The sequence below is a fragment of the Ktedonobacteraceae bacterium genome, from assembly GCA_035653615.1.
GTDB lineage: Bacteria > Chloroflexota > Ktedonobacteria > Ktedonobacterales > Ktedonobacteraceae > DASRBN01.
This window is the reverse complement of sequence record DASRBN010000044.1, coordinates 87315-106119: the sequence shown is the minus strand read 5'-3', so window position 1 is coordinate 106119 and position 18805 is coordinate 87315. Positions and strand designations below refer to the sequence as shown.

General features: G+C 54.1%; 15 protein-coding genes. 3 read left to right on the top strand and 12 right to left on the bottom strand.

Annotation, left to right across the window (positions count from 1 at the left end):
- Positions 1-52 precede the first annotated feature (52 nt).
- Both VFA09_27375 and VFA09_27370 read right to left on the bottom strand, forming a co-directional pair.
- Positions 53-829: a ferritin-like domain-containing protein gene (locus VFA09_27375; protein ID HZU71029.1), complete on the bottom strand. Its 777-nt coding sequence runs from the start codon at positions 827-829 to the stop codon at positions 53-55.
- Between the two features lie 294 nt (positions 830-1123).
- The gene (locus VFA09_27370) at positions 1124-2887 is read right to left on the bottom strand and encodes an NAD+ synthase (GenBank protein ID HZU71028.1); all 1764 of its coding nucleotides are present in this window, start codon (positions 2885-2887) and stop codon (positions 1124-1126) included.
- Positions 2888-3028: 141 nt separating this feature from the next.
- Here VFA09_27370 and VFA09_27365 point away from each other — a divergent pair, with 141 nt between their 5' ends.
- Positions 3029-3547 carry a hypothetical protein gene (locus VFA09_27365; protein HZU71027.1) on the top strand — a complete coding sequence of 173 codons (519 nt, stop codon included), beginning with the start codon at positions 3029-3031 and terminating at the stop codon, positions 3545-3547.
- 9 nt (positions 3548-3556) lie between these two features.
- Here the strand turns inward: VFA09_27365 and VFA09_27360 are convergent, their stop codons facing one another.
- The 5 genes from VFA09_27360 to VFA09_27340 all read right to left on the bottom strand — a co-directional run bounded on the left by VFA09_27360 (position 3557) and on the right by VFA09_27340 (position 11360).
- The gene (locus VFA09_27360) at positions 3557-4921 is read right to left on the bottom strand and encodes a hypothetical protein (GenBank protein ID HZU71026.1); all 1365 of its coding nucleotides are present in this window, start codon (positions 4919-4921) and stop codon (positions 3557-3559) included.
- Between the two features lie 49 nt (positions 4922-4970).
- On the bottom strand, positions 4971-6365 hold the full coding sequence (locus tag VFA09_27355; GenBank protein ID HZU71025.1) for a hypothetical protein: 1395 nt from the start codon (positions 6363-6365) through the stop codon (positions 4971-4973).
- A gap of 31 nt (positions 6366-6396) precedes the next feature.
- Positions 6397-7206: a cyclase family protein gene (locus VFA09_27350; protein ID HZU71024.1), complete on the bottom strand. Its 810-nt coding sequence runs from the start codon at positions 7204-7206 to the stop codon at positions 6397-6399.
- A 66-nt stretch (positions 7207-7272) separates the two neighbouring features.
- The gene (locus VFA09_27345; GenBank protein ID HZU71023.1) at positions 7273-8934 is read right to left on the bottom strand and encodes a fused MFS/spermidine synthase; all 1662 of its coding nucleotides are present in this window, start codon (positions 8932-8934) and stop codon (positions 7273-7275) included.
- A gap of 305 nt (positions 8935-9239) precedes the next feature.
- Positions 9240-11360 (bottom strand): tetratricopeptide repeat protein, encoded by a 2121-nt coding sequence (locus VFA09_27340; GenBank protein ID HZU71022.1) that lies wholly within the window; start codon positions 11358-11360, stop codon positions 9240-9242.
- 144 nt (positions 11361-11504) lie between these two features.
- On the opposite strand from VFA09_27340, the gene fmt reads away from it, so the two are divergent.
- Entirely contained in the window at positions 11505-12479 is a 975-nt protein-coding gene (gene fmt, locus VFA09_27335) for a methionyl-tRNA formyltransferase (GenBank protein ID HZU71021.1), read from the top strand.
- A gap of 281 nt (positions 12480-12760) precedes the next feature.
- Here the strand turns inward: fmt and VFA09_27330 are convergent, their stop codons facing one another.
- From VFA09_27330 to ruvX, 5 genes are all read right to left on the bottom strand, one after another.
- Positions 12761-12976, bottom strand: a complete 216-nt coding sequence (locus VFA09_27330) for a hypothetical protein (GenBank protein ID HZU71020.1) — start codon at positions 12974-12976, stop codon at positions 12761-12763.
- Between the two features lie 221 nt (positions 12977-13197).
- Complete coding sequence (locus tag VFA09_27325) at positions 13198-13395, bottom strand: hypothetical protein (protein ID HZU71019.1); 198 nt, start codon at positions 13393-13395, stop codon at positions 13198-13200.
- A 137-nt stretch (positions 13396-13532) separates the two neighbouring features.
- Positions 13533-14441 carry an undecaprenyl-diphosphate phosphatase gene (locus VFA09_27320; GenBank protein HZU71018.1) on the bottom strand — a complete coding sequence of 303 codons (909 nt, stop codon included), beginning with the start codon at positions 14439-14441 and terminating at the stop codon, positions 13533-13535.
- Between the two features lie 23 nt (positions 14442-14464).
- The gene (mltG, locus tag VFA09_27315; GenBank protein HZU71017.1) at positions 14465-15619 is read right to left on the bottom strand and encodes an endolytic transglycosylase MltG; all 1155 of its coding nucleotides are present in this window, start codon (positions 15617-15619) and stop codon (positions 14465-14467) included.
- Positions 15616-16119 (bottom strand): Holliday junction resolvase RuvX, encoded by a 504-nt coding sequence (gene ruvX / locus VFA09_27310; GenBank protein HZU71016.1) that lies wholly within the window; start codon positions 16117-16119, stop codon positions 15616-15618. The genes mltG and ruvX overlap by 4 nt, the downstream gene beginning before the upstream one ends.
- 249 nt (positions 16120-16368) lie before the next feature.
- Between ruvX and recQ the strand changes: the two genes are divergently transcribed.
- Complete coding sequence (gene recQ, locus VFA09_27305) at positions 16369-18579, top strand: DNA helicase RecQ (protein ID HZU71015.1); 2211 nt, start codon at positions 16369-16371, stop codon at positions 18577-18579.
- Positions 18580-18805: the final 226 nt, after the last annotated feature.

Below are 18805 nucleotides of genomic sequence, written 5' to 3'. Positions count from 1 at the left end.
ACCTTCATCCTGCCCAGGATGAAGGATTTTTTGTGCTACGCAGAGAGACTGCTTACGAGCAGGGAACCACGTATGGCATTCGATGAATCACATCCGGTTCCTTCACCTGCGTGCGTTCGTACTTATACGAGTTGTTTTTCTTGGGGCTGAGGAATCCTTCTTGTTTCAGTACGTTGACGGCATCGCTTACCGATTTCACATAGACGGGAGTGAATGCCCAGTTATTGGGAAGCTCTATGGCAGGATTGATGGAACGACCGATTGCGCGGTGTTCGGCCTCGATGGTGCAAATCTGGGCTGCCAGTTCCGCCAGGTCCGAGCGGTTCATATCCGCGAACTCGCGAATGGCCGCGATATAGGCCGATTCGAAAGCCGTTTCGAGCATGTCGAGAGTCGCAATAAACTTGTCCAGGTTCTGGAACGTACCCATCCCATTCGGGAAGCTGAAGGTGCCTGTCAACGGGGAGCCACCGGCTTTGACCAGCAGGTCGCGGTGAAGTTGCTCTTCCACAATCGCTCCCTCCAGATATTCAAAGTTTGACCCGCTGATGCCAAGCGTATCGGCGTTAGCGATGCCATTGGCGTAGAATGTCACCGCCAGTTGCTCCGCCGTTGCCGCAACGCTCAGAATGGTGGCAATACTATCGACCGGGCAAGTCGATGATTTTACCGCCGGTGCTGCGTGTGCGGCCGTACCATTGCGCGCCAGCAGGACACCTCCAACTGCCAGGCCGGTTGCTCCTGCCGCACCGGTGAGCGCGCTCTTGAGAACCGTGCGGCGCGATTTCAGGCTAGAGAACGGGGTAATGCCTTCGTTTGATTTCTCCATTGAAACAGATTTTCCTTTCTACAGATAAAATGAACCTGACGACAGTACAACACGATGTCATACTGCCTTCTTTTTTACACTTCCAGGATAGATAAAATCAGAGGAAGTGGACGCACAAGAAGAAGGAGATCATAGGCTGTATAAGAACTGTAGCAGTAATCGTTCTTCGTTGTTCGTCATCAGGTAATACGCCTGGCATAGCAGGTTGGATTGCATTTTTCGGGCCAATACAGTCTAACCTGCTACTATTCTAGTAAAAGCCGGCGTATGGTTACATATTAGGTTACATAATTTTCAAGAGATTTCCCGGTACTTATTCGTTATGGGCAGGCGCCTGTCTCGTCCAAAGGCACGTGTAGTGATCTTCACTCCTGGAGGGGCCTGGCGGCGTTTGTACTCGCTCAAATCCACCATGCGCATCACACGCTCAACCGTCTTGCGGTCAAAGCCCATCGCCAGCATCTCCTCGAAGCTGCGGTCATCCTCGGCATAGGCCTTGAGAATGGGATCAAGTACGTCGTAGGGCGGCAGGCTATCGACATCCTTCTGCCCCGGGCGCAGTTCGGCGGAGGGCGGTTTTTCGATAACCGTTTGCGGAATAACAGGCGTATCTCCGATGCTATTGCGATAGATGGAGAGTTCGTACACCAGCGTCTTGAGCACATCTTTGAGGACGGCGAAGCCCCCGGCCATGTCGCCGTACAGCGTGCTATATCCAACGGCCATTTCGGATTTGTTGCCGGTCGTCAGCACCAGCGGCCCCAGCTTGTTAGAAATGGCCATCAGGATGTTGCCGCGAATACGCGCCTGCAGGTTCTCTCCGGCCAGTCCCAGGTCGCCCTCGCCTAGTGCTGGCCGCAGCATCTTCAAGGACGCGCGGAAAGTCTCTTCGATTGGGATGGTCAGCATCTGGATGCCGAGATTTTCGGCCAGTTGCTGCGCGTCTGTCTTGCTGCCCTCAGATGAGAAGCCGGAGGGCATGGAGACGCCAAGGACGTTTTCGGCGCCCAACGCGTCAACGGCAATCACTGCCGTCAGCGAGGAATCGATGCCTCCCGAGAGGCCGATAATTACCTGTTTGAAGCCGGTTTTGCGCACGTAATCGCCTGTCCCCAGCACCAGGGCGGAATAGATTTCCTGCAGGCGACCCATCTTCGGCTCCATACGCTGTGGACTATCCAGGACAACAGCGCCGTTTTGTGTTGCCGGCGCGTTTTTTTCATTTACAGGAATTATTGGCACCTCGTGTGGATTGGCTGCCAGGCGTTCCTGGCGACGACGCGGATCATGTAGTCTTGAGCGGAAAACGGAGGCCGTGTCGAGGTCAACAAACAGCATATCTTCTTCGAACTCTTTAGCGCGGGCGATGAGCGCCCCCTGTTCGTTGAAGACCATGCTGCCGCCATCAAATACCAGTTCGTCCTGGCCGCCTACCATGTTCAGATAGACCACAATCACGCCGTTATCGGCGGCGCGGGTTGCCAGCATCTCCTGGCGGAAAATGCCCTTGCCGGCATAATAGGGTGAGCCGTTGATATTGATAATGACCTCGGCCCCGGCATATGCCTGCAAGGTCATGGGGCCGGTAGGATACCAGACATCTTCGCAAATATTGATTCCGACATGCACACCATTGATAAGAAAGATAGGCGCTTTCCTGCCCGCCGCGAAATAGCGATTCTCGTCGAACACGCCATAGTTGGGCAGGTAGTGTTTATGATAGACGCCGCAAAGTTCTCCCTCGTGAATAACCGCCGCTGCGTTATAAATATCGTGGTCGCGGTCGACAAAGCCGATCACCGCGGTCAATCCGGGCAGGTCGCGACTCGCCTGAATGAGTTCGTCCAGCTTGCGCAGATTGTCGTCCACAAATCCCGGCTTGAGCAGCAGGTCTTCGGGCGGATAACCCGTCAGCGCCAGTTCCGGGAAGCACACGATATGCGCCCCGGCAGCGTGCGCCTGCCGCATAGAGTCAAGCATGCTTTGCACATTGCCCTCCAGGTCACCCACGGTCACATTGATTTGAGCAAGTGCCACTCGAAGCGGTAGAATATTCATAGGAAGATTCCTTTCTCAGAAAATGACGCGAGGGGGTGCAGGGGTTCTCCCCTGACGGGATTTGGGGTGTCCCCAATCCTCCCCTCCTGTAGATTGATTGAAATCGCGATAAGCGTAAATAGATGAAAGAGGCCAATCCCGATGGACATGCAATTGTACGCTATTCATGTCATACCTTTTGTTGTCTTTGTATACCTGGGGTTTCTGCTCTTCATGCAGCCACCAAAGGAAGTGATCGTTGCCACACTCGCGGGAGGGCTGGTGATGGGTATAATCAATCTGGTTGTCGATCTCATCGCCTACTATGCCTCCTGGTGGCATTATACCGCCAGCGGTCTGCTTTTGCATCTGCCCCTGCCCCTTTATGTTACATCAATTTTGATCTTCGGTGGAGTCGGTTATCTGCTGATCTGGCGCTTCTGGAACACGCGAGCGCGCTGGTTCGCCTGGCTGCTCATTATTGGCATACCGCTGTTCGGCTTTGTGCGTGATCTGCTGGATGCGCTGGTTACACATTCCAGCTTTATTACGTGGGATAGTCCCCTGGCCGGTCCGCTGGATTTTGTTTTGTGGGTAGTGATGTTCTACGCGGGTTTCTTCGTGTTTCGAAGGCTGCTCGTGCCAGTATCCGGCGAGCAGAGGCCGCAAACGAACCCGTAGGGGCCTCTATCACTGTGATGGGGGCTGAACGGCCAGTTGTTGCGCCAGTTCCAGTTCGTAAGTATCTGCCACCGGCAATTGCCGCCAGTACTGGTGAGCGGCAAAGTTGGCGGCCAGTATGACTCCGAAGCGGTCTAGCAAATAGGCATTGGATGCAGCAGGTGTGGTCGAACCATTCAATGGCGTGCCAATGGCGAGACACCCGGCGGAAAGGTCTGATCCGGTGCTAAATTGCCAGTTTACGCCGGTTTCATCGCTGGTAACGCTATACTCTCCGGTCGAGCCAATCTCTTCCTCAGCTGAGAGGCAGGCAAGATCGCCCCGAGAAGTTATCTGCTTGCTAAACACGATGCCAACATGCGGGTTTTTACCATTCCATGTAATGCTGAGTTCAAGCAGGTGGTCCGCGCTGTTGGATTGGTCGCGCGCGATGATGCGCCCATCGATTGTTGCATACGTCCAGGTGGAGTAGATCAAGGCGAGAACATTCCATTGTCGCGCGTCCGTTGCGACCTTAGAAGCAGAAAGTGGGATAGGACAAAACAGGTGACAGGACTGGCAATCCTGTAAGATGACCTGAGTCGCGCAAGTCTGTTGCGAGTTGGGGCCGGCATCCAGGTGGAAGCTCAGTGTAGCCTGCAAGGGCTGCGTCGCGGTTACACTGGTGACCATTTCTTGCAAATCTCCCCCGGTCAGGACATTCATTGCATACTGCTCTCCAGACCGTATGGTGGTGGTGGATTGCAGCTTATCCAGGGCCGCCTGTGTCGCTTGAATCAAAGCAGTTTGCTGGTTATCAGGAAGCATGGCAAGTGAGACATCGAATGAAATCACCCACGCGCTCAGGCCAGAATCGAGATGTACTGCTTGATTGACACGACAGGTATCGGTGGCAAACACGGGGGGCACAGATATGGTACAGCTTTGCTCGTCGAAAGGATAGGCGTCCCAGATGATCACGTGCTGCCCGCGAGGTATGCGAATCGGTGTTTCTCCAATTGCAGGGAGATGGGCAACGGGGTGGTTATCAATAGAAACCTGGCTCCAGGAAGGGATTCCTTCGATGTAGAAAAGATCGATGCCCGGCGCCAGCGTGGGGGTAGGTGTAGGTACCTGGCCGAAGATTCCGGTTTGCAATGAATTGCGGGTGGCAGGCGAGCTTCCGATAATGACGACGATGACCAGCGCTATGATCCCCAACGTCGCGGCAAGGTACAGGTTGCGCCGGCGCGGTGAAAGCTGCCGCAGGTGCATGAGCGAGGCTTCACCACGGCGTTGCAACCATCCAGGCCGCGGGCGAATGATTTCCTCTTCCGGTATATCGATAATCTCGACATCATCCTCGTAAAATTGTTCCCGGTCTCTGTTATTCATGGGACGCTCCCTCAAACAATTTTTGCCCTGTCACTGCTTTACAACGTCCTTACGCCCGTGAAATTTGAGTGATGATTTGTTGAACTAAATGGCGCTCATATGAATCGGCTAAAGGCTGGGAAGCCCAGTAGTTATAAGCCGCCTGATTTCCAGCCACGACCACGCCAAAACGATACAACAGATAAGCGGTCGGAAGGCGTGGTTGCTCAGGAGAATTCTGCTGGGGAATACCTACGGCGAGGCAACCATCCGCAAGCTTGCTTTCTGAGGCAAATTGTTGCCATACAACCGCCTCTTCCACATTCCCTCCGGTCTGACCAAAGTAGCCGTTCATGCCAATCTCTTCCTGTGCTGACTCGCAGATAGGGTTATCGGTGGTAGAGCTTTCGAGGGTACTGATAGGTGCTTTGACATGCCAGTACGTACCATCCCACGTGATCTGTAGCTCAATGAGATGTTCATCTGAAGTATCTGGCTGATTTTGCTCAACAATGTGACCATCCAGTGTCATAAATTTCCAGGTAGCCGCTATCAAAGCCAGGACGTTCCATGGTTGATTGATGGGTGTGGCCGGAAAGGCCTGGTCAGGGGCAGTACAGAATTCCCTGCAATCCTGGCATGACAGAATAACAGACCGCGCCAGGCTGCTCACACATGGCGCATTGGATGCAGAGGCGATATCCAGCTGAAAATTGAGCGTCGCGTGCATTGGCTCGCTGGCAGTAGCCATGTCAGAATCTGATAGTGTATCGATATATTGCTCGCCCGGTTCAACCATAGTGGTCGATTGTAAGCCATTAACAGCCGACTGAGCGGCATTTGCCAGGGCTACAAATTGATCTGGTGGAAGCGAATCCAGGGTTTCAGAGAAGCGTATAATCGCGGCAAAGAAGCCGGATTTCAGCTGCACGGCTTCATCCTGCTCGCAATTATTTGATCCTGCCGTTGGGGGTATGGCTACGATACAGGTTTGCAACAGGAATGGGGCCGCGCGCCATTGCAACACATGCCGGCCCCTTGATAGCTGTAAAGGTTGATCTTTGCCCACAACTGGTAAACGGGCGAGTGTATGACCATCCAGTATCGCTCTTCCCCAGGAAGGGGTTCCCTGGATGTAAAAAAGGTTGGTGCCGGGAAATAGTGTCGGCGTGGGAGTTGGCTGCCGCCCGAAGATGCCGGTAAGTAATGCATTTCGAGTGCTGGCGGAGCCTGCCAGAATGATCAACGCAATCAGAGCCAGGCTAACACTCATCGTCGCTAATTGCAAAAAACGTTGTCGTGGCGAGAGAGGTGGATGGAATAGCCCCCTTAGTAGGGGCGGTGCTTGCTCCGCCCCCGCCCTCACTCGCCTGTAGCCTGGTCTATGGCTGCCGCCAGCCTCTTCTGGCAGGTCCGTTATCTCGACATCGTCATTGTCAAATTGTTCTTGTTCTGTATCATCCATCGGATGTTCCAGGGGCAGAATGAGAACGTATTTACTCTTTGGCTACGAACGCAACCAGGCGACAAAACGCTGCCTCGCCCATATTGAACTTCCAGGGGAAGCAGCCAATCCACAGGCGCTGATCCAGTACTTCATCAATCATACCACCGGCATTTTCCACGTGGAAGACGCCATGAGGGAACAACTGGTAATGCATCAACTGCAGGTCATCATCGGGCCAGATTTCTTCCAAAGGCTTCCCATGCTTTTTGGCGCACTTGGCCGCCAGGTCCGCGCGTACCGTGCGCAAAACGGTGTTCATGGGATGATCCATCGAACTGGCGTCGATGGCAAACCAGGAGATCTGGCGTTTCAAGGTCCAATCCACGAACTCGCGTGTTGGGCCGGGATGCATATTGAAATAGCGAATCTCGTTTGGCTCGCACTCGCCGTACCAGTTGCTCTGATAATATTTGTGGTAGCCAGTATGCACCACCACAATATCGCCCGGCTCAATGCGCAGTCCCGTCTTGCGTTCCCATTCCTCGAAGTGTTCGGACGTATAAATATCAAAGTCGCCCAGGCCCATCGCCTCCAGGTCCACCACCACTCCCGGCCCCACCAGCTTGCTCAACGGAATGCTCCCGATATCCTGCCCATTGGTAATAAAGTGCAGCGGAGCATCCAGGTGCGTGCCCACGTGCAGCGTGGAAGAAATAAATTGTCCGCCCACCTTTTCAAAAGCGGGCCGTTTAATCCACTTGACCGTAGGCCCCTCATAGGTCGCGAACGAGGGCGTATTGACATCCCAGTTCTGCGACAGGTCAATCACCTGCATGTTACTCAAATCAATCGGCTTCATAAAACCTCCTTCAGTAAATAGACGGCGCGGGCGACCCTGAAGGTGCGCCTCCACCACGCTACATTTTTATTTATCGTTAGGATTTGTTACGGCATCGAAAATGATCGAGTCGATCAATTGCTCGACGGGCGCGCGGTCATCGGTAAACCAGACTGTGCTGTAATGCTCTTCTCGTATGTTTCCGGTGGCGATAGCTGCACTTGCCACGTCTTCCAGGATAGGATTGTCCAGGCCCTTCATGTTGGTCGCAAAATTAGAGAGCGCGGTATGCGCGTTCGTACCAATGATGAGGCTGTTCTCGAAACGCTGCGTGTCGATGATATAGACATTCGGGAAGACGGAGCGCATGGTTTGTGCCAGCGCCTCTACCAGGCGAAAATCTTTGTTTGTGCGCCCGGCATTGATGACCGTCGTGCCCGTAGGTGTGAGGTGATCGCGCACCGTCTGGAAAAACTCCTTCGTTGTCAACTGGAATGGCACGTAGGGCTGCTGGTAGGCATCGATAGCGATCACATCATACTTTTTCGCGGTCGTTTGCAGGTAATAGCGCCCATCCTGTACGATCACATTCAGATTCTTCTCGTTCATATCAAAATATTGCCGCCCCAGGCTGACGATGGTTGGATCAATCTCAACGCCATCAATAGGAATCGGCCCATAAGCGGCGGTAAATTCACGTACAGCGGTGCCCGCGCCCAGTCCGATAATGCAGACCTTTTTCACTTGCTGCCAGGTATAGGGTGGATTGTTGAAAAACGGGGCCATCATGAAGTAATCCCAGGGGCCTTCCGTCAGAACTTGATAAGGGTTATAGATCGAATGGATGCCGACGCCCTCGTTCAAAACCAGCTGCGTCTCCTCGCCCACCTGCACGACCTGGATATAGTTGTAAGCCGATTCTCTTTCCGTGATCAGTACACCCCCGCCGTTGCTGCCATCGGCAGGCTTGATCGGCCCGCGTATGGCTAAAATCGAGAGCGTCATCGGGATCAGGAGTAAGATCGAGAGCAAACTTTTGTCTATGCGCCCTTTTCTCGAACCTGGACGCGGCGTCCTGAGCCGCGTGACCACCAGGGCCAGAATCGAGACGAGCAGCAGAGAAACGGCGAAGGTGAAGAAGGTGCGATAAGTGCCAATCGTGGGTATCAGCCACAAGACGGGCAGAAAAGTACCCAGGATGCTGCCCGCGGTAGAAATGGCATAGAGTTGCCCGGCGGTGCGCCCCGACTTGCCTAACTGTTCGATGCGCAAACGAATCGCGAAAGGCGAGACGCAGCCCAGCAGGATCATCGGAATGGCAAACAGCAGAATCACAGCGACCAGCGAGCCATAGAAGACGCCTATCGAATAAGTTGCAAAAGAACTCTGCGACCATAGCAGGATGGGACGCGAGATGAACGGGATCAGTCCGATCAGGAACGAGGCAATAATTGTCAGCGAATAGAGCGTGGCCGGTCGTGGATAGCGGTCGGCAAGGCGACCACCAAGATAGTAGCCGATGGTGAGATAGAGCAAAATGAGGCCGATGAGATTAGCCCACACGAAGAGCGAGGTGCCAAAATAAGGCGCCAGTAAACGCGATGCTGACAGTTCCACGGCCAGCGAACACGCGCCCGCCACAAAGACCAGCAGGATGAGTAACCAGCCCTGTAGCGTGCTACCGGCCGTGGAAGCGATTGTCCCTTCATCTGCCTGGGGTTTGCGAGGGCGGCGAGTGGTAGTGGACATAAGAAAAGCTCTCTTTCTATGCCGTAGGGGACTAGCTTGATCGCGCCCCTGAAAGTTCTGAATTGCAGAATCTGATATTCAAAAGCATATCATATACAGGCAAGCCTTGGCAGGCCTGATCTCTTGGTGATTACCCATACGTTCCCAGGATAAGGGAAGCCCACGTGGTCTCAGGAACGTAGGATTCTTCGCTGCACTCAGAATGACATGTCGAGGGCATGCCCTCGACATGTCATTCTGAGTGCAGCGAAGAATCCGTGCCGCTCTGTCATTCTGAGTGCAGCGAAGAATCCGTGCTGTTGGCTTTATCCCTGGCTCAGGCGCGCGAAAGCTTCTGTACCCATCTTTTGCTCAAGTGTGTTAAGAAAAAGCATGACGGACCCCGCGCCGGGGTCCTGTAAGGATAGGCGCAGGCGTAATGCCCTGGATAGCAACTTCAGAGCCTCGGTGACACGGCCCTGCTCGTAAAGCAGCATCCCCATATTGGTAAGGATCGTCCCCTGGTGAAATTGTTCTTGCGAGCTATGGGCCAGCTTCAATGCATCCACATAATGCTGGAATGCCCGCGCATAATCTTTTTCGTGCTGCGCCAGCAGTCCCAGGTTATGTAATAAAACGCTTTTCAGGTGCGGATCATCTTCCTGTTCGTTCAGTGTAAGCGCCTGCTCGAAGTTAGCTCGTGCCAGCTGCGCTTCTCCCTGTTCGCGGAAGATTTCGCCTTGATTTGCCAGCGTCACAGCCTCTCCGTGGCGATCACTCACCTCGCGCTGAATTGCCAGGGCCTGCTCATAATAAGCCTGGCTCTGTGGATAGTCGCCCACGCGTCCATAGAGGAATCCCAGGTGGCTCCGTACCTGCCCCTCGTCACGACGAGTCAGGATGCCATAGGGCGGTACCATTGCCGTATACAAACGAATCAATGTATTCCACGCACCCCATTGCAGCAGGCATTCGTGCAACCCCTCCGCCTGCATGCACTCATAGGCCTCCTGCCAGCGCCAGCCCAGGCATAAGTGGACAATCCGGGCCAACAACGGTTCAATGTCCTGAAAGCCGCTCCTTGACGCGCGCGGTGGGCAGAGACTTCGCGCGCGTCTGGCGTAAGAAGCGGCTACGCGTATGTGGCCGGCCGCCAGGGCAACTTCCAGCGCCTGCGGATTGTTTGGCGTCAAATCTGGCAGTATCGCAACTCCGAGCGCTGTCGTACTATTCCCGCTACGACGCTCTGTATTATCATCGAGGTAATGAGCCATCATGAATTGCCGCACAAGCACGTGCAAGATATAACGACTAGATTGACCATTTCCCAGCAGGCCGCTTTCAATTGGGAGCTGTTGAACCAGCCCAAGGTTCTCCAGCGCTGCCAGTTCTTGCGCGAAAACATTCTTGCCTGTATTATTCTCATGTATCGCGCTATTTTCCCCCATCATAGCTGCCAGGATGCCATCTATTGCGACCGGTTCGGTGAACAGGCAGAGCGTGCGCAAGAGCCCGCGTTGGACCGGATTGAGAAAATATGCCGCGGCAGCAAGCAGGTTGAGCGTGACCTCTCCGCGCCACATCTGGGCATAATCGGGCGAGTCGAGCAGGTAGCTCAGGGCAAAACCACTCAGGGTAGAGAGCGTGCTGAACAGTACCAGGGCATAGACATGCCCGGCGCAGCGCTGCCAGACGAGCGATAACTGCTGGTGCGTTCCCACAACTCCCCGCTGTTGAAGCAGCGCTACGCCCTCTGGAATGCTTACTCTTGAGACGAGATACGAACGTACCCGCGCGGACTCGCCATTCGTTGAACCGTAGGGTGAATGATGGCTCGTCAAAAGAAAGCGGCTGGCTCCCAGGTCTTCCCGCAGCGCCCGCAGGAAATGCGAGACGGCGCCGCGTCCCACCGGTTCCTGGAAGTGGCCCGCGTCAAGCAAGTCGTCGAATTGATCCAGCACGATAAGAACGCCCTCGCTCGAGTGACGCAGCCTCTCCATAAGCATTCCAATTTGCCGCTCAGCAGCGCTTGCTCCACCTGGCATCCGTGCATCTACTTTCCCATTCTCATTCATTCCCGCGTGTGTTGCGCCATCAAATATGGTATCGAGCCGATCCAGGATAGCTGCGATAATGTCCGGCAATGTGGCATTGGGTCCAATACGTAACCAGACAAAGTGCTGTAAAGGAGATGGCTCTGCCTGTGCCCCGGCCTCCAGTGAACGGTAGACGAGCGCTGCCAGCACTGATTTGCCCGCGCCGGGATCGCCTGTAAGGATTGTGACGCTGGTTCCACGCTCTCTGAGCATACGCAGAACCGTGCGAACCTCGTCGGCCCGCTGCAATATGTGTGGAGGATCGGTGGCAGGAGGTGTTGTTGTGTGGATACTCATCCTTGAGTAGTGATACGGCTGCAAGATCTTCTTTCCCCTTTTCTCTTTATGCATGTATCTGCAGTTCTTCCCCCAAAGCTATTGCATGCAGTATAGCACTATGGCTCTGTTCATTATTCGGTAGTAGCCTGATTATGCTAATATAGGAGATATTGCGCTTTATCAAACCGCGAAATCCATTAAGCGAAGGATCGTTTTATGTTGCGTATCATTTACATGGGAACACCCGAATTTGCCGTACCTCCCTTGGAGGCTCTGATCGAACACGCGGCGCCGGGAAAGGTGCTTCCGGGGGGCTACGAAATCGTCACCGTCATTACGCGCACTGATAAACCTGCCGGTCGCGGCAAAGCAATCGTTTATTCGCCGGTCAAGCAAGCCGCCATAGCGCATGGTATTCCTGTATGGCAGCCGGGATCATTGAAGAAACCGGAGAATATAGCAAAGCTGGCCGCGTATAAGGCAGACCTGTATATTGTTGCCGCGTTCGGCCAGATTCTACCGCAGGCCGTGCTGGATCAACCGAAGTATGGCACGTTGAACATTCACGCCTCCCTATTGCCCAAATATCGTGGCGTCTCTCCCATCTCTGAAGCGATCCTGCAGGGCGACGCGGAAACCGGTGTAACGATCATGCTGATCGACGCGGGCGTCGATACCGGCCCTATCCTGCTCGCCCGCTCTATTCCTATAGCCGAGGATGAGACGACCGGTAGCCTGGCGGATAAATTATCCAGATTGGGGGCCGGGGCGCTGCTCGAAGCTATACCTTTATGGATACAGGGAAAGATTGCGCCGCAGCCACAGGACGAGCAGAAGGCATCGCATACGCATATGCTGCGCAAAGAGGATGGCGAAATAGCATGGGAGCGGCCCGCCGCGGTGCTGGCGCGAGAAGTGCGTGCCTACAATCCCTGGCCCGGCTCCTACACCCACTGGCGAGGCAGGCTCTTGAAAATCATTACGGCGCGTGCCCAGGCACTCGAGCCGGGCGAAGAGGTGGCACCGGGTACCGTCACCTCGCGTAAAGAAGCCGGGCACGAGGTGCTTGCTATCGTTACCGGTTCAGGCTTTCTCGAAGTAGAGCGTCTCCAACCCGAGGGCAAGAGAGCCATGAGCGCGGAAGAATTTCTCCGCGGCTATCCGCAGATCGTGGGAGAGGTATTGGGATAGATCGTAGGGGGCCGATTGATCGTGTTCATCGCCGTGGATGGAGTTTCACAACCAACATCGGTCAACCAGGAAACAGAGCAGCCCAGCATGTCATTCTGAGCGCAGCGAAGAATCTGCGCCCGGAGAGACCGAGATTCTTCGCTGCGCTCAGAATGACAGGGCCGACTTTGGTTGGTAACATTCATCGCTCAGAATGACAGGGCCGATTTTGTTTGGTAATATTCATCGTCGGCCCGCCGCCCGAATTTTATCAAACCATTGCCAGCCTTTACGGATTTCTTCTAATACGTATTGGATTTCGGTCGATTGACCAGCGCTACGATGATCAGCAGCACGCAGATGATGGCAAACCCAATTGCATGCGTCTTGTGGCTATCTGTGGGCGTACCGCTGAATGTGAAAGGGTGATAGACTCCGGGAACAATGTAGTAGATGGCGAGGGCAAGCGCAATAATAGCGATTACTATCGAGCCATAGAATAGCGTGGTTTTGCTCATAAAAATTCAAATTCCTCCCGTGCGTTTAGGCGAATCCTTACAGTCGCCCTGACTTACTCTTTATAGCGTTGATTTTTGTTTTATCCCTTGCAGGACAGGCACATTATAGCAAAGAAGTTGAACTTTTCAAATCAAGATAGCTGATGTAGCCTATACGGATGAACGAAAAACGACCTCAATCGCCGCGGCGATTGAGGTCGTTTTTCGTTCATCCAGAAGAATTACTTTGTCGCCACAGTAGGAGTGCGGGACATGAATATACCTACGACGCCTGCGATAAGAAGAATTGCGCCTACAACAATGCCGGCAATGCCGCGCGCCGGATGCGCGCCAAACATACCAGCTTCAAATAGGATGCCAATCACCAGTGCAATAACGCCTAAAGCAATAACACCATAAAAAAGGACCGGATTCTTCATAGTATTGGATACCTACCTCTTCTAGTTTTTTTATTTTCTGTCCTGGCCCTTCCAGGACGCTACTATTGTAACAAACGTGTAAAGCGATGTTAGCTGCACAATAGAATACCCGGTAGCCATTTTGGGTATTTCTACCGCTAACTCGCTCTATGCAGTACGAAGACCAGCAGGATAAGCGAGACGATGCCAGCTCCCCAGCAGTAGTAGGCGAAAGGATTGAGCCGCCCGGTCTCGAAGTACTTCATCAGGAATTTGGTACTCAAGTAGGCAGCTACCCCGGATAGAACCATGCCAATCCCTACCAGTATCCATGTAGACGCGGATTGACCGAAAAGCTGGGGTACTTCGAGCAAGGCAGCCGCGCCAATGATGGGAGCGCCGAGCAGGAAAGAAAACCGGGCCGCGTCCTCGTGGTTGAGCCTGACGCCAAGTCCCGCTACCATGCTCGACCCGGAGCGTGAGATTCCCGGTATAAGCGCCAGCGATTGCGCAAGACCTACAATAACAGCATCCTTCCAGGTCAGCGAAGAAAGCGGGCGATACTGCGCCTCACGCTCTTTGGGCGTAAGAAATTTACCGTTGACTTCTGAGCGCTGGCGCAAACGTTCGGCGGCAAAGAGGATGGAACCGTTGACAACCAGAAAAGCGGCGGCAATCACCGGAGAGGCAAAGAGTTGCTTCAAGGGGTCCTGCAAGAAAATCCCGATCAGGCCTGCCGGAATGGTTCCGATAATAACCAGCCAGCTGACCCATTCTTCTGTGCCGGTTTTCACTTCTCCGCGCTTGACACTGTTGATGAGGGTCAGAATGACCTGGAGCCAGTCGCGCCAGAAATAGGCCACCAGGGCGATTGTGGTACCAAGGTGCAACGCGACTACAATGGGTAAAAAGCAGCTCTGTCCTCCACAGGCCGTATTTGTTTCGATGTTGGCCCAACCGAATAGACCGGGCAGAATAACAGTATGACCCAGGCTGCTAATCGGAAAAAGTTCTGTCACTCCCTGGAGTAGCGCCAGGAAGATGGTCTGCCAGATATTTAGCGTCATGGATGAGATACTCCAAATGTTACTTATTGGGTCGGATATTTCTGTTCGTCTTGTAGAAACTCTTGATATGTCTTCGCATAAACAAGATGTCCGTCTTTTGTGACCAGGAAGTACAGGTTATCGCTTTTGGGCGGATTGATGGCTGCCAGCAGGCTTGCCAGCTGCGGGCTGCCGATCGGAGTCGGTGGCCAGTACTTATGGGTGTAGGTATTCCATGGGCTATCCGGGGCAATATTCTTGCCAGCATCGTTTAGCGGCGTCCAGTATTTCCCGTCCTTTGGTGGATTTTGCGTATCACGCGCGTATTGTACCGTCGGGTCGGCTCCGAGGAAATTCGCGGTTTCATTTCCGGCAATATAGACCCGGTTCCAGTAGACGCTGGCCACACCTGGCATGTTACTAACGGAATTCACCTCGTGTTCGACAATCGAGGCCAGGATGACCCCCTGGTATAACTGGTACTCTTTCGATGAGCAGTTGCGCTTCGACGAGTCAGGAGCGATGGGAAGGTGTTGCTGGGCAAGCGTGTCGAGATGATTTTGACTCACTTTGTCGTTGAATTCCTTCAGCATGATATTCACCACGTCCCGTGCTGTGCCACTTACCGGTACCAGGTAAGTGTCAGGGAAGAGCAAGCCTTCCATACTGTATTGCGTATGCGTGGTCGTGTCGAGCGTGCATCCCAGGATGGGGTACCTGGATGCATCGGGGAACTGGTTGGGATGCTCAGTATATTTCAGGAAGTCCTGTATCTTGAAATTCGGAAGTCCAGCGTCTGCCACCCGCTGTGCTATCTGCTCTATACGCAATCCTGGTGGAACTGCCACCACCAGTTCATCGGGCTGGGCCTGTAAAAGCTGGTTAATAATGGCGTCAATCGTCATGTTGGTATTGAGGTTGTAGGCCCCCGCCTGCAGGTGTGTATCCAGGCCCTTGATACGCGCCCAGAGACGAAATGCCAGCGCGTTACGGATAAGCCCCTCGGCTTGCAACTGGTCGGCTATCTGGCTGGTGCTTTCACCACTTTGAATGACAAGCGGAATCGTTTTACCGGGACCGGAATCAACCGGTTGGAAAACGTCGGTCACGGTGGTCCATGCGAAGTAGACACCGGCAAAAATGAGTATACCAACTAACAGGACGGCAATGATGGCCCCTCGTGATCCGCGTTTTTTCATAATGATTCATCCTCTGTCTTCTTTGACCGGTGATCCAGGTACTCTTGTAAAATGAGAGTCGCTGCCAGGGCATCTACCCCCGCGTTGCTACGTTTTCTTTTTCTGCTTCCACCATAGCCCTGCCTGCGTCCCCGGCCCCGTTCAGAACGTCTCCCCGTTTCAACCTGGCCGCGTTCGGCAAGCAAGCGTTCAACTTCGACCGTCGAAAAACGTTCATCCCAAAACGTGATTGGGATGGAGATATGCTCTTTTAAACGCTCAACAAAGGCCTGCACGCGCCTTGCCTGCTCGTGAAGCTGCCCATCCAGGCTCACAGGTAATCCAACGACGAGACTCCCGGCATCCGTCTCGCTGATAATCTGCCGGATGGCCTCCCAGGTTTGAGACTCATTCCGAGAAACATGCAATGTCGTATAAGGAGAAGCCAGAAATTCCGTAGCATCGCTGATCGCCACGCCGATCCGGGCCTCGCCGACATCCAATGCCAGTAATCGTGCCATGTCTCGCGTGCTCTCCCTACCGTTGAACGCACGTAAGAAAAAACTCTTTAGCATTCTAACGAAGGAGCGACTGATTTGTCTAGATATCTACCATTAAGGGTATACATATTCTAATAGTCGAGCTAAAAGCAACTTTTCTCATTGTAACTACGTATAGCGGGCGAGTTATGTAACGTTGGTTTCCTCTCTTGCTCTGGCAAAACTTTGTGGTATCATCAATGCAAATATGTGGAGAGGAATCTCGCAGCTTTGGAGCAGATCGAAGCAGTTCTCAAGTACAACTTTGGCCACGATACATTCTGGCCTGGGCAGCGGGAAATTGTCGAACAGGTTTTAGCGCAGCATGATGCTTTTGTCCTGATGCCCACAGGAGGCGGTAAATCGCTCACCTACCAGCTTCCTGCCTTGCTGATGCCGGGCCTGACTATCGTTATTTCGCCCCTGATCGCGTTGATGCATGACCAGGTTGATCGCCTGCAGGCTAATGGCATCGCCGCCACTTTTATAAATAGTTCGCTGGGCACGGCAGAACGTTTGCAGCGGGAGCGCCAGGCGTTGAATGGCGAGCTTAAGCTGCTGTATGTCGCGCCTGAGCGACTATTGAGCGATAGTTTCTTATCGCAGCTCGACGCCATCGAGGAACGTATGGGCATCTCGTTGCTGGCGGTCGATGAGGCGCACTGCGTCAGCGAATGGGGCCATGATTTTCGTCCAGAGTACCGGCAGCTGGGGCAATTGCGCCGCCGCTACCCGGACGTGCCGATGCTGGCCCTCACCGCGACGGCAACCGAACGCGTGCGCGAGGATATTATCACGCAATTGCGCCTGCGCGATCCCTACATTCACATTGCCAGCTTCAACCGCCCGAATCTCTCCTACGAGGTGCGCAAAAAGGATAAGAGTTCCTATAAAGAGCTGTTGCAATTATTGCGCGAGCAGCCCAACGACCCGGTCATTATCTATTGTGCCACCCGCAGCAACGTCGATGTTCTGAGCGAAATGCTCAGGAGCGATGGTATTCACGCGCTGCCATACCATGCAGGCATGAGCAATGAGGAGCGCACCGCAAACCAGAATCGCTTCATACGTGATGACGTGCCGGTGCTGGTTGCCACGATTGCCTTCGGCATGGGCATCAGCAAGCCGGATGTGCGCGCCGTCATTCACTACGACCTGCCGCGCAACCTGGAAGGATATTACCAGGAGTCAGGCCGGGCCGGACGTGATGGCTTGCCCGCGAAATGCATCCTCTTTTTTAACTATGGCGACCGCGTGAGACAAGAATATATCATTGCGCAGAAGAGCAATGAGCAGGAACAGTTCATCGCGCTACAACAATTGCAACAGATGATTGCCTACTGTGAGGATACGGGCTGCCGCCGCCGCGCCCTGCTGGCCTACTTTGGGGAAACATTGCCGCCGGGGCAGTGCGATAACTGCGATAACTGCCAGCGCCAGGCAGTCATGGAAGACCGCACTCGGGACGCTTATCTTTTCCTGTTCGGCGTCGCTAAAACACAGCAGCGTTTCGGCATGCAATACGTCATCAGCGTGCTGCGGGGCGCGAACACGCAGAAGATTCGCGACTATAATCATAACCTGCTTCCCATCTATGGCAGCGGCAAGCATCTGAGCGGCGATGAATGGACGCATATCGGGCGGTCGCTGTTACAGCAAGGCCTGGTGGATGAGGTCGGCGAGTACCATATCCTGCGGCTCAACCCGCTCTCATGGGAGGTCTTGCGCAAGCAGCGTGGCGTCGAGATTCCCAGCCTGCCGCGGAAGAAAAAAAGCGTGGAAACGCGCCCGGAAAAGGCCGGGAGTGCCTCTCCGGCGCCAGAATCGGAAACAGAAGGCCTGTTGCAGCGCCTGCGCACCCTGCGCAAGCACCTGGCGGACGAACAGGACATCGCCCCCTACATGGTTTTCTCGGATAACGCTCTACGAGCTATGGCAGAGCAGCGACCGCAGAGTCGCTCGCAATTCGCCCAGATTCCGGGCGTTGGCAGTCACAAGCTGGATGCCTACTTCATGCTATTCACGGCAGAAATTCGCGACTACTGCCTCGCGCACAACCTGAGCATGATGAACCCGGATGAGGAGCCGCAGCCCGCTCCCGCTAAGAAAAGGGAATACCCTCAAATCGTCAACGCCAATACGCCAACACGCCGGCTGACGCTCGACCTGTACCGGCAGGGCATGAGCGTTGAGGAAATCGCCCGCGCCCGCAATCTTACGCAGGGGACGATCACCGGCTATCTTTCCGAATTTGTCGAGACCGGTGAAATCACCGATATTGATAGGTTGGTGCCACCAGACCGCTTTGAAGTGATCGCCGGTGCTATCCGCCAGCTTGGTGGCGATACCTTGCGCCCGATTAAAGATGCCCTGGGCGAGGAATATTCCTACGACGAGATTCGCCTGGTGCGGGCATTTCTGCGACAATCCGCTAAAACATGATGAGCACGCCTTAATGAATAGTAAAAATCAAAATCGGCCCTGTCATTCTGAGCAGAGCCACCCCTGTCATTCTGAGCGCAGCGAAGAATCCCGGCGTCCGGCGAATCAGATTCTTCGCTGCGCTCAGAATGACAGGGCCGATCCTGGTAGTTTATTTTGATAAGGTGTTCATATTCGCGGGCCGATCAATCGGCCCATCTCTCTCCATGCAACGCCGTCCTGGCGC

Bases quoted from the DNA above. Each gene is read 5' to 3' on its own strand.
- VFA09_27375 (HZU71029.1), bottom strand. From the start codon at position 829: ATGGAGAAATCAAACGAAGGCATTACCCCGTTCTCTAGCCTGAAATCG.
- VFA09_27370 (HZU71028.1), bottom strand. From the start codon at position 2,887: ATGAATATTCTACCGCTTCGAGTGGCACTTGCTCAAATCAATGTGACC.
- VFA09_27365 (HZU71027.1), top strand. From the start codon at position 3,029: ATGGACATGCAATTGTACGCTATTCATGTCATACCTTTTGTTGTCTTT.
- VFA09_27360 (HZU71026.1), bottom strand. From the start codon at position 4,921: ATGAATAACAGAGACCGGGAACAATTTTACGAGGATGATGTCGAGATT.
- VFA09_27355 (HZU71025.1), bottom strand. From the start codon at position 6,365: ATGGATGATACAGAACAAGAACAATTTGACAATGACGATGTCGAGATA.
- VFA09_27350 (HZU71024.1), bottom strand. From the start codon at position 7,206: ATGAAGCCGATTGATTTGAGTAACATGCAGGTGATTGACCTGTCGCAG.
- VFA09_27345 (HZU71023.1), bottom strand. From the start codon at position 8,934: ATGTCCACTACCACTCGCCGCCCTCGCAAACCCCAGGCAGATGAAGGG.
- VFA09_27340 (HZU71022.1), bottom strand. From the start codon at position 11,360: ATGCATAAAGAGAAAAGGGGAAAGAAGATCTTGCAGCCGTATCACTAC.
- fmt (HZU71021.1), top strand. From the start codon at position 11,505: ATGTTGCGTATCATTTACATGGGAACACCCGAATTTGCCGTACCTCCC.
- VFA09_27330 (HZU71020.1), bottom strand. From the start codon at position 12,976: ATGAGCAAAACCACGCTATTCTATGGCTCGATAGTAATCGCTATTATT.
- VFA09_27325 (HZU71019.1), bottom strand. From the start codon at position 13,395: ATGAAGAATCCGGTCCTTTTTTATGGTGTTATTGCTTTAGGCGTTATT.
- VFA09_27320 (HZU71018.1), bottom strand. From the start codon at position 14,441: ATGACGCTAAATATCTGGCAGACCATCTTCCTGGCGCTACTCCAGGGA.
- mltG (HZU71017.1), bottom strand. From the start codon at position 15,619: ATGAAAAAACGCGGATCACGAGGGGCCATCATTGCCGTCCTGTTAGTT.
- ruvX (HZU71016.1), bottom strand. From the start codon at position 16,119: ATGGCACGATTACTGGCATTGGATGTCGGCGAGGCCCGGATCGGCGTG.